The sequence below is a fragment of the Streptococcus infantis genome (assembly GCF_047463635.1).
GTDB lineage: Bacteria > Bacillota > Bacilli > Lactobacillales > Streptococcaceae > Streptococcus > Streptococcus infantis_W.
Map to the genome: position 1 here is coordinate 48376 of NZ_JASHDL010000007.1, position 9338 is coordinate 57713.

12 protein-coding genes are annotated in these 9338 nt (G+C 41.4%); 2 read left to right on the forward strand and 10 right to left on the reverse strand.

The window, feature by feature from the left end; translation table 11 throughout:
* From QM867_RS05620 to QM867_RS05665, 10 genes are all read right to left on the reverse strand, one after another.
* On the reverse strand, positions 1 to 741 hold the full coding sequence (locus tag QM867_RS05620) for a class I SAM-dependent DNA methyltransferase (RefSeq protein WP_414315339.1): 741 nt from the start codon (positions 739 to 741) through the stop codon (positions 1 to 3).
* Positions 742 to 851: 110 nt separating this feature from the next.
* On the reverse strand, positions 852 to 1205 hold the full coding sequence (gene rsfS, locus QM867_RS05625) for a ribosome silencing factor (protein WP_414315319.1): 354 nt from the start codon (positions 1203 to 1205) through the stop codon (positions 852 to 854).
* A gap of 12 nt (positions 1206 to 1217) precedes the next feature.
* Complete coding sequence (locus tag QM867_RS05630) at positions 1218 to 1718, reverse strand: cysteine hydrolase family protein (protein WP_016465503.1); 501 nt, start codon at positions 1716 to 1718, stop codon at positions 1218 to 1220.
* Positions 1719 to 2312 (reverse strand): bis(5'-nucleosyl)-tetraphosphatase (symmetrical) YqeK, encoded by a 594-nt coding sequence (yqeK, locus tag QM867_RS05635; RefSeq protein ID WP_414315320.1) that lies wholly within the window; start codon positions 2310 to 2312, stop codon positions 1719 to 1721. It lies immediately after the preceding gene.
* On the reverse strand, positions 2312 to 2941 hold the full coding sequence (locus tag QM867_RS05640) for a nicotinate-nucleotide adenylyltransferase (RefSeq protein ID WP_311522524.1): 630 nt from the start codon (positions 2939 to 2941) through the stop codon (positions 2312 to 2314). The genes yqeK and QM867_RS05640 overlap by 1 nt, the downstream gene beginning before the upstream one ends.
* Before the next feature lie 49 nt (positions 2942 to 2990).
* On the reverse strand, positions 2991 to 3302 hold the full coding sequence (gene yhbY / locus QM867_RS05645) for a ribosome assembly RNA-binding protein YhbY (RefSeq protein ID WP_000060171.1): 312 nt from the start codon (positions 3300 to 3302) through the stop codon (positions 2991 to 2993).
* 211 nt (positions 3303 to 3513) lie between these two features.
* A complete protein-coding gene (gene yqeH / locus QM867_RS05650; RefSeq protein WP_311522526.1) occupies positions 3514 to 4620 on the reverse strand; it encodes a ribosome biogenesis GTPase YqeH in 1107 nt (368 codons plus the stop codon).
* Between the two features lie 2 nt (positions 4621 to 4622).
* Entirely contained in the window at positions 4623 to 5150 is a 528-nt protein-coding gene (locus QM867_RS05655) for a YqeG family HAD IIIA-type phosphatase (protein WP_414315321.1), read from the reverse strand.
* 16 nt (positions 5151 to 5166) lie between these two features.
* Positions 5167 to 6072 carry a magnesium transporter CorA family protein gene (locus tag QM867_RS05660; protein ID WP_045590426.1) on the reverse strand — a complete coding sequence of 302 codons (906 nt, stop codon included), beginning with the start codon at positions 6070 to 6072 and terminating at the stop codon, positions 5167 to 5169.
* A 51-nt stretch (positions 6073 to 6123) separates the two neighbouring features.
* Positions 6124 to 6690, reverse strand: coding sequence for a mechanosensitive ion channel family protein (locus tag QM867_RS05665; RefSeq protein ID WP_248035264.1), 567 nt, complete (start codon positions 6688 to 6690; stop codon positions 6124 to 6126).
* 150 nt (positions 6691 to 6840) lie between these two features.
* Here QM867_RS05665 and sstT point away from each other — a divergent pair, with 150 nt between their 5' ends.
* Positions 6841 to 8046, forward strand: a complete 1206-nt coding sequence (gene sstT, locus QM867_RS05670; RefSeq protein ID WP_000821317.1) for a serine/threonine transporter SstT — start codon at positions 6841 to 6843, stop codon at positions 8044 to 8046.
* A gap of 213 nt (positions 8047 to 8259) precedes the next feature.
* On the forward strand, positions 8260 to 9231 hold the full coding sequence (locus QM867_RS05675) for an aromatic acid exporter family protein (RefSeq protein ID WP_153225045.1): 972 nt from the start codon (positions 8260 to 8262) through the stop codon (positions 9229 to 9231).
* Positions 9232 to 9338 lie beyond the last annotated feature (107 nt).

The window sequence follows — 9338 nt, forward strand, 5'->3', positions numbered from 1 at the left end:
CTACTTCTGCGCGACGAAAAACCAACGGGTACTGGTTTCAGTTGGATCCTTATCCTCAAAGTCCGCAAAGAGTTTGAAGGACTTGAAACCAGCCTGTTCCAGCAGAATATCATAGGTTAAGACTTCATAAGTACGCTCTTCATGGACTTCATCATGACGACTAAAGGAACCATCCGCTTCCTTGATAAAAAAAGTCAACTCATGCACGATGGAGTGAGGAGCTTCATCCTCGTAAGTATCCCAAAGCATGGCAAAATCTTCCGCATTTTCATGATAAGAATAACCTGGAAAGACCTCATCAGTCTGGTAGGTCGAATGCACATCAAAGATAAAGACACCATCTTCATTGAGGGCATTATAGACTTCTTTAAAGACATCCCCTACTTCCACTTCATCCTGCATATAGCAGATAGAATCGGAATAGCAGGTCACAAAGTCGTATTTACCTGCCTTGGACAAATCCAGCATATTACCTTCAATGAAATCAATCTTTTGCTTGGCTGAAGCCGCTCTCTTTTCGGCAATCTTCAACATATCCGCACTCAAATCAAGTCCAGTCACATCAAAACCAGCTTGCGAAAAGCGAACGGACTGGATCCCTGTCCCACAAGCCAATTCCAAAAGCTTCTTTCTGTCCTTGGTTTTAGGCAAATGGCGTAGCGAAAAGTCCGTCCATTTGTCATATAAACTATCATCCATGACCGCATCATAGACCGCCGCAAAAGTTTCATAAGTTGCCATAATCATGATACCAAGAGCGTCCATGGCAAACACCACTCGCCCTTTACCTTTCAATCAATTTTTCTAAAATAAGCAAATAAAACCCAGTTGACTGCAACTGAGTTCATCTCCTATGCTAAGGTTTCTGAAATATCTACTGAATTCGCCTCGTGCCATAGCTTCTCTAGGTTATAGTGGGCACGCATTTCTTCTGAGAAGATATGCACGACAACAGCACCGAGGTCTAGCAAGACCCAACCTCCAGCTGCATCACCTTCGACATGGCTGCCTTTAAAGCCTGCTTCCGCTACTTTTTCACGAATATTGTCAGCGATAGCATCCAACTGACGGCTATTCATTGAGCTAGTGATAACAAAGTAGTCTGTCACACTGGTCAATTCTTGTACGTCAAGTGCGAGGATATCCTCGGCACGTTTCTCATCAGCCGCTTTCACGACTAGTTCTAGTAATTCTTTTTCGTTCATTTAGTCCTCTTTCTAGAAAATATGTTTGTAATCTAGGACATCTGCAAAGCGCCCCTCCCAAATGCCCTCATAAAATTCATTTATCGTTTCTGCTGGAATGTCATCGCCATCAAACGTTGTGCAAGTTCCTTCTGGAATAATAAGCTGATAGCCATATTCAAAGGCAACCTTGACAGAGGTATCCACACAATATTCTGTCTGCATACCACATAAAACTAATTTTTCAATCCCCTGTTTATCCAAGTATTCTTTTAAACCAGTTTCTTTGAAAATACTGTTATACTTCTTCTGAAAGACCTTTTCATTAGGTTTTCGACTTAAAAGCTCAGATAACTGCCAATCTTCTGATGTTTGAGCTTCAGAGTTCTCAATATGTTGAACATAGATAATTTCGATATTCTTGCTTCTAGCCTGGTTTTGTAAATAAGAAATTTTTTCCAATAGACTTTTTGTCTGAAACCCAGTTTCCACTAAAATATTCTGAACATCAATGATTATAAAAGCCGTCTTCATTTAGTCCTCTTTCAAATAGTGCACATAGGCGTTATAGGTTTCAAGGGTTTGGGGATAGATGGGGAATCCCTGATGAGCTAGATGCTCCACAGTACGAGCTGTTTCGTAGGCCACTGCCTTATTAAGTGACAAACTTGCAATCTCACGCGCCACATCCACTCCAGGAAAGGCACGATTGTGCTCGATATAGTCTGCAACGTAGATGACTTTGTCTAGGTCGGTCATCTGACCAGCCCCGACTGTATGGATTTCAATGGCTCGCAGGATTTCTGAATCATGCAAATCCAAATCTTCCTGAATCTTGTAGATGCCAACCATGCCATGCCAGACATTATTGCCCCAGTTTTTGAGGTCAGGGTCTAGCTGATAACGATCAATCAAATCCAGAAATTCCTGATCTGACAGCTTTTTAGCATAGTCATGAAGAAGGCCTGCTAGACCTGCTTTCTCAACATCGACTCCAAAGCGCTGAGCCAGTTCTATGGCTGCACGCTCCACACCCAAGCAATGGGTTAAGCGTTTTTCAGGTAGAAGCTCTGCCATTTTTTCCAACAAAGCCTCACGGGAGCAGTTGATATAGTCTTGATAGGCCATCAGTAGAGCCCCTCCTTCTCGATGTAGTCTAGCACAGGCTGAGGTAGGAGAAAGTTGGGTTTCCGACCTTGAGCAAGGAAGTCACGCACCATGCTGGATGAGATATCCATGAGAGGCACATCCACCCAGATAACTGGATAGGAAGTTCCTGCCTTGTATCGTGGTCGCTGAACTCCTACAAACTGAACGAGGTCGACCAGTTCATCAATTCTATACCAATTGGGTAAATAGTCTACCATGTCAGCACCGATGATAAAGTAATAATCTGTATCTGGATTCTTCTCTGTCAGAATCTTCATGGTGTCGTAGGTGTAAGAAATACCCTTACGTTCTAGCTCAATAGTCTCAATAGCTAGACCCTCGATTCCATCAATCGCCAATTCTAACATCTTGAGGCGATGGTGTTCAGGAATGGTTTCCTTTTTGTCTACGTGAGGTGGCTGGTATTCAGGCATGAGTAAAACTTGATCCAATCCCAACTGTTGACGAACTTGATCTGCAACAATCAGATGAGCATTATGAACGGGATTAAAATTTCCACCCAAAATACCGACTTGTTTGCGTTTTTTATCCTTGATTTCTGGCTCTAACTCCACTTTTGTAAAGGGAGTTAATAATTCGATTGCCATAGGCTAATCTCCTTTAGTCTTCTGTAAAAACAGTTTTTGGAGTATATTTTTAGATTTCTTTAACTTTTTTAGAAATCTTACGATTTTCTTTCTTGCTTGATTGCTTATACAAAATCAAGATACGGCCGATTTTTTGGACTGTATCCACACCGATTTCTTCTTCCAAGATTTCAGCTACTTCGTGGATATTTTCATCTGTATTTTGCAAGAGTGTAACCTTGATCAATTCACGGGCATCAAGTGCCTGACGAACGCTGGTTTTGATTTGGTCGTTGAGTCCATTTTTCCCGATTTGGATGATGGGTTTGAGGGTGTGTGCCTGGCTGTTGAGGAAGGCACGTTGTTTCGATGTTAATGACATAATCTTTCTTCCTTTTTTGATAGTTATTTTAGGTGGTGAGGGACGGTCGGAACTAATTTTTCAATGATTTCATCTTTGAAAAATGGATTTCCTGACCTCACAATTGAGCCTAGGTCTCAATTGTGCCCCTTGCCAATCTAAAGATTGGCAATCACACCACGGCAATAACTATCTTTTTATGAGCTCACTTTGTTCGCTCGGTGATTTTATTTTAAATAATTGCTTTTCTTGTGACGACGGCGACGCCTTCTGGGGCCCAGACGGCTACTTTGGCCGTGCCTGTCACACGTATCCAACCTAGTCCTGAGATAACTAGGTCAGTCTTATCCTTGATGTTAAATACATGTTGGACTAGTTTTGGAAAATCTTCTTTTTCCTTGCTATTTGGTGGTGCAAGAAGAGTTCCTAGGTGCTTGTCGTAAAAGGCACTAGCTCCCTCTAGCTTGGTACGATGAAGTTTGAGTTCATTGTCAAAGAAGGCTGTAAAACCTTGCTTTTCTCCTGCAATAAAGTCAAAGCGTCCCAATCCACCTAAAAATAGGGTTTGTTCAGGGTTTAGCTGATAGGTTTTTGGTTTGATTTCCTTTTTAGGGCTGACATACTTGAGGTTTTTAGCAGTCAAGTAGTGGGCCATCTGGTGACGGTGGATAATCCCCGGCGTATCGTAGATATAAGAACCATCATCGAGTGGAATTTCAATCTTATCCAAGGTTGTTCCTGGGAAGCGTGAAGTTGTGATGACGTTCTGGTCACCTGTAATTTCTTGGATAATGGCGTTGATAAGGGTTGATTTCCCGACATTGGTCACCCCAACAACATAGACATCACGTCCCTTACGGTAGTGCTCGATCTTGTCAATGACTTCCTTAATGGCATGCTTGTTTTGTGCTGAAGTCAAGACGACATCAACAGGACGCAAGCCTTCCTCGTGAGCACGCTCCATCAGCCACTGGCTAATCTTACCTGGTTTAACTGACTTAGGTAGGATATCTTTTTTATTTCCGACTAAGAGCACATCATTGCCCGATACAAAACGTGGCAAACCTGGGATGACAGAACCATTAAAGTCAAAGATATCAATGACATTAACTACCAAGGCATCACTGTCCCCCACCTCGTGCAGAAGTTTGAGGAAATCATCATCCGTTAACTGAACATCAGTGATTTCATTGTAGTGACGAAGACGAAAACAGCGTTGACAATAGACTTCACCTGCCTCCAAACCTTTTTCGAGTGCCGACTGGGGGGTGAAACCAAGCCCAGTCTTATCTGTAGTCTGAATAGTTGCTCCACAACCAATACAGAGAATTTCTTCCATAATTAGATTCCTTTTTTATATGTAATCGGTCCGTATTTTTCAGCGATTTTTCTCATCACACGACGCTCACGCGCTCGGTTAATCTGAGTCTTAATAGAGTCGTGCTGGACCAAGGGTTTGACCAAAATCGAGCGAATACCAGCTCGATGGGCCGCTCGAATATCCGTCATGAGCTGATCTCCAACCATGACCACTTCGTTTTTCTCATAGTGGAATTCCTTCATGGCACGATCAATCCCGAAAGTAAAGGGCTTCAAAGCCCAATAAACATAGTCAATTCCAAATTTTTCAACTGCACGTTGAACTCTTTTTTTAGAGTTGTTAGACACCACGATGATGCGAATACCAGCATCACGAAGGTCATGTAACCACTGCTTCATTTCTGGAGTCCCATCAGGGTTATTCCAAGCAATCAGAGTGTTGTCCAAATCCACCAAAACAGCTTTGATCCCTTGGTTTTTCAGGCTTTGGACTGTCAAATCATAAACTGCTTCTACAGCAAAGTCTGGCATGTAGTTTTCAATCACCATTTTGGCTCCTTTTCTTTTATTTTCTAGTAATTTTCTTCAGCCATTGAGATAAGGCTGCCCATAAAATCAAGCTAGCCATTAAGATATAAATCCAAGCATTTGGCTCTTCTGTAAATGGTAGAGGAACATTCATTCCGAAGAAACCTGTAATAACCGCAAGTACTGCTAGTAAGACGGAGATAATAGTCAAAATTGACAAACTATCATTCAAGTTATTGTTTAGGATGTTGTTGTAAGAAGCTGAGAGTTGTTGCAAGACTTGAGAAATCAAGTCTGTCATAGACACCAACTGATGGGCTTCAATCATGGCATCATCAAACTGCTCTCGTTCGACATCATTAAATCTCCGATAAAGAGCATGGCCCTGGATATGTTCCAAGAGGAGTCTATTTTGTTTTGCCGCTGCTGTCAAGTAAACCATACCTGTCTCCAAGTCAGAGAGGGCGAAGAGATTTTTCTTTGTTGTAGTTTGACGTAGCAAGGCACTAATTTCGTCCTTACTTTTATCCATCTCTTCAATGACAGGATAATAAGCGTTACTGATAATCTCTAAACCAGCAAAGAGAAACTTGTAAATAGAAAGCGACTCATGGCTATCCAGATAAGCTAACATCTGATCAATGACATAAGCATTCTTATGGTTGCTGATGGTAATCATTCGTTTGTTTTCAACGATAAAGGTCATGGGAATCGCTTCATAGTAATCCTTGTCCTTTTCTAAATCCAGAACATTGTAGATAAAGGTCACAGTCCCATTCTCACGGTTATAATCCATATGGGCACGTTCATTTTTATCCAGCGCATATTCGATGGTTTCCTTATCCAATCCGTAGATTTCAGATAAATCTTCAAGATTTTTAATTTTTTCTACATCTAGATTGATCCAAACACAATCATTTCCTAATTGCTCATCTAAAAACATCGTTTCTCCTTTACTAAACTCTTTCTATTGTACCATAAATCAAGTAAAATTTCAGTTCTCTTCTTTTCTTGAAAAATTGCTAACGACGGTGATATTCCTATTAGGAACAAAATGAAGAGCTTGGTCATCACTTCGCAATTGAGTTGTCCGAATTCCAACACTAACGACTTTCCCCGATACAGTAATAGGGCCATTGGTCAAAACAACTTCATCTCCGACATCCAACTGGCGTTCAAAGAGAATAAAGAAGCCGTTGATGACATCTGATAGAAAGCCTTGTGCCCCCATACCGATAGCCACTCCAGCAATCCCAGCCCCAGCAAGCAAGCTAGATACAGGCAACCCTAAGATAGACAAGATACAGTAAATCAAGAAGAAATAAAGTGTGTAGTTAAAAATATTCTCAAGCAAACGAGAAATGGTCTTTTGTCTACCTGCATCTCGATTTGAAAATTTAAGTGAAGGTTTAACAATCTTTCGTACAGCAACATGGAGGAACTTTTTAGCTATATAGAATAGAAGGATAAGAAGTAGAAGAGAAATCACCTTGGTCAAGAGATTTTCTAAAACAGTTGTTACATCTAATTTATCCAGATAACGTTGAAAAAATTCTTGCATATAAAACTCCTTTTCTATTCATTATACCATAAATCCTTCCTCGCCATCCTTTTCATAAATATTCATTTATTCTAATAAAATCTATAAGACACTTGCTTTTCAAGTATATTTATACTATAATCATAAACAATACACAAAAAGGAGACCTTTATGAAAAGAATTATTCGTGCTTGGAACAAAACAAATCTTATCAAACGGATCGGAATCGGAATGACCTTAGGAGCAATTCTGGGTCTACTCGTTCCTAATCTAACTGGCATCGGTTTATTGGGAGATTTATTTGTAGGAGGACTAAAGGCCATCGCCCCTATCCTAGTTTTTGCTTTAGTCGCTAACGCCCTTTCCCAACACCAGAAAGGTCAAGATAGCAATATGAAAAAAGTCATTTTCCTCTATTTGCTGGGGACCTTTGCTGCGGCTCTTGTAGCAGTTTTGGCTAGCTTTCTCTTCCCTGTTCAGATGGTCTTGAGTAGTGCTAGTACAGAAGTTACTCCTCCAGACGGCATCGGACAAGTCCTCAGTAATCTCCTACTAAAAATAGTAGATAATCCTGTCAATGCCATCATCGAAGCTAACTATATTGGAATTTTATCTTGGGCTATCGTCTTTGGAGTTGCCATGCGTGAAGCTAGCAAAAATAGCAAGGAACTACTCAAAACAATGGCCAGTGTGACTTCAAAAATCGTCGAATGGATCATTAACCTTGCGCCATTTGGTATCCTCGGATTAGTCTTCGAAACCATCTCTGGCCAAGGTATTGCGAGTTTAGCAAATTACGGAATCTTACTCGGACTTTTGATTGCCACTATGGTTTTCGTTGCCCTAGTGATCAATCCTCTGATTGCTTTTCTATTTATCAAGAAAAATCCTTATCCACTTGTTTGGAAATGTTTGCGTATCAGCGGAGTCACAGCCTTTTTCACCCGAAGCTCAGCTGCAAATATCCCTGTTAATATGAAACTCTGTGAGGATCTAGGTCTTAATCCAGATACCTATTCTGTTTCTATCCCACTTGGATCAACTATCAATATGGCTGGAGCTGCTGTTACCATCAACATCTTAACCCTAGCTGCTGTCAATACCCTTGGAATCTCAGTTGATTTTGCAACAGCCTTTGTACTCAGTATCGTTGCAGCCATCTCTGCCTGCGGTGCTTCAGGAATCGCCGGAGGTTCACTCCTACTTATCCCGGTTGCTTGCAGTCTCTTTGGAATTACCAATGATATCGCTATGCAGGTTGTGGGTGTCGGATTTGTCATCGGTGTTATCCAAGACTCTTGCGAAACAGCCCTCAACTCCTCAACAGATGTCCTCTTTACAGCAGTAGCTGAATTTTCCTCTGCTCGCAATAAATAATCAAGGAGGTTGGGACAAAAAATCCCGACCTCACTTTTCATTAACAATCAAACTTTGACGCGGTAGCTGATTGAACTTTTTGTTCGTCTTTTAGACTCCAAAAAGCTCCTAATCATCCTCGCGGGGCTGGGACGACGAAATCGAGACTTTGTCTATCGATTTCTGTCCCACCGCCTTTGTCTGGTTTCTATCATTCATTTTAGGAAATGTCTCATGTCTATCACTCAACGTACTTTTAAACTTGTTTTAGCCACTTGTCTAGCCTGTGTTCTAGCCTACTTTCTTGATTTATCTTCGGCTGTTTCTGCTGGTATCATCGCCCTTTTGAGCTTATCAGATACCCGTAGAAGTACGATCAAACTGGCTAAAAACCGCTTATTCTCAACCCTGCTGGCTCTGTCTATCGGCGTCTTAGCCTTTCAACTGACTGGCTACCATATTTGGAGTTTTGGTCTCTATCTCGCCCTCTATGTCCCTCTGACCTATAAACTGGGCTGGGAGATTGGCATTACCCCTAGTAGTGTCTTGGTCAGTCATCTCTTAGTTCAAGAGTCTACCTCACCAGAACTGCTAGTGAATGAACTTCTCCTATTTCTCATCGGTACTAGCTTTGCCTTGACAGTCAATCTCTATATGCCTTCTCGGCAAAAAGAGATCCATCTCTACCATCTCAAGGTAGAAGAAAAACTCAAGCATATCCTCCTCCGTTTTGAATATTACCTTGGAAAAGGTGATGGTCGTAACCGTGCCCAACTTGTTGAAGAACTGGACCAGCTCCTTGAAGAAGCTCTAAAACTCGTCTACCTAGACCATTCGGATCATCTTTTTCACCAAACCGATTACCACATCCACTATTTTGAAATGAGACAGAGACAGAGTCGCATTCTTCGCAATATGGCCCAGCAAATCAACACCTGTAATCTAGCCGCAAGTGAAAGCCTGATCCTTGCTCAACTTTTTGCGAAAATTGCGGATCAACTCAGCCAGACCAATCCTGCCGATGATTTGCTAGCTGCCATCGAAGGCTATCTTGAAGTTTTTCGTCATCGCACCCTCCCAAAAACAAGAGAAGAATTTGAAACACGCGCAACCTTGCTCCAACTCCTACGCGAATTGGAAAACTTTATCCAACTGAAAGTTGACTTCTATCAGCGGTATACTGAAGACAAAAGTAATTTATCTTAACACACAAAACACCTTTCGATCTGCAAAAACTTGCCATTCGAAAGGTGTTTTTCTGTTTCGAACCTAGCTCACTAGTGAATCTTACTGAGTTGCAAAATTTCTATGAA

Excerpts from the sequence above, each read along its gene's own strand:
- yqeK (WP_414315320.1), bottom strand. The coding sequence starts at position 2,312 with ATGGCCTATCAAGACTATATCAACTGCTCCCGTGAGGCTTTGTTGGAA.
- QM867_RS05620 (WP_414315339.1), bottom strand. The coding sequence starts at position 741 with ATGGCAACTTATGAAACTTTTGCGGCGGTCTATGATGCGGTCATGGAT.
- yhbY (WP_000060171.1), bottom strand. The coding sequence starts at position 3,302 with ATGTCATTAACATCGAAACAACGTGCCTTCCTCAACAGCCAGGCACAC.
- sstT (WP_000821317.1), top strand. The coding sequence starts at position 6,841 with ATGAAAAGAATTATTCGTGCTTGGAACAAAACAAATCTTATCAAACGG.
- QM867_RS05640 (WP_311522524.1), bottom strand. The coding sequence starts at position 2,941 with ATGGCAATCGAATTATTAACTCCCTTTACAAAAGTGGAGTTAGAGCCA.
- QM867_RS05655 (WP_414315321.1), bottom strand. The coding sequence starts at position 5,150 with ATGGTGATTGAAAACTACATGCCAGACTTTGCTGTAGAAGCAGTTTAT.
- QM867_RS05675 (WP_153225045.1), top strand. The coding sequence starts at position 8,260 with ATGTCTATCACTCAACGTACTTTTAAACTTGTTTTAGCCACTTGTCTA.
- QM867_RS05630 (WP_016465503.1), bottom strand. The coding sequence starts at position 1,718 with ATGAAGACGGCTTTTATAATCATTGATGTTCAGAATATTTTAGTGGAA.
- QM867_RS05665 (WP_248035264.1), bottom strand. The coding sequence starts at position 6,690 with ATGCAAGAATTTTTTCAACGTTATCTGGATAAATTAGATGTAACAACT.
- QM867_RS05660 (WP_045590426.1), bottom strand. The coding sequence starts at position 6,072 with ATGTTTTTAGATGAGCAATTAGGAAATGATTGTGTTTGGATCAATCTA.
- yqeH (WP_311522526.1), bottom strand. The coding sequence starts at position 4,620 with ATGGAAGAAATTCTCTGTATTGGTTGTGGAGCAACTATTCAGACTACA.
- rsfS (WP_414315319.1), bottom strand. The coding sequence starts at position 1,205 with ATGAACGAAAAAGAATTACTAGAACTAGTCGTGAAAGCGGCTGATGAG.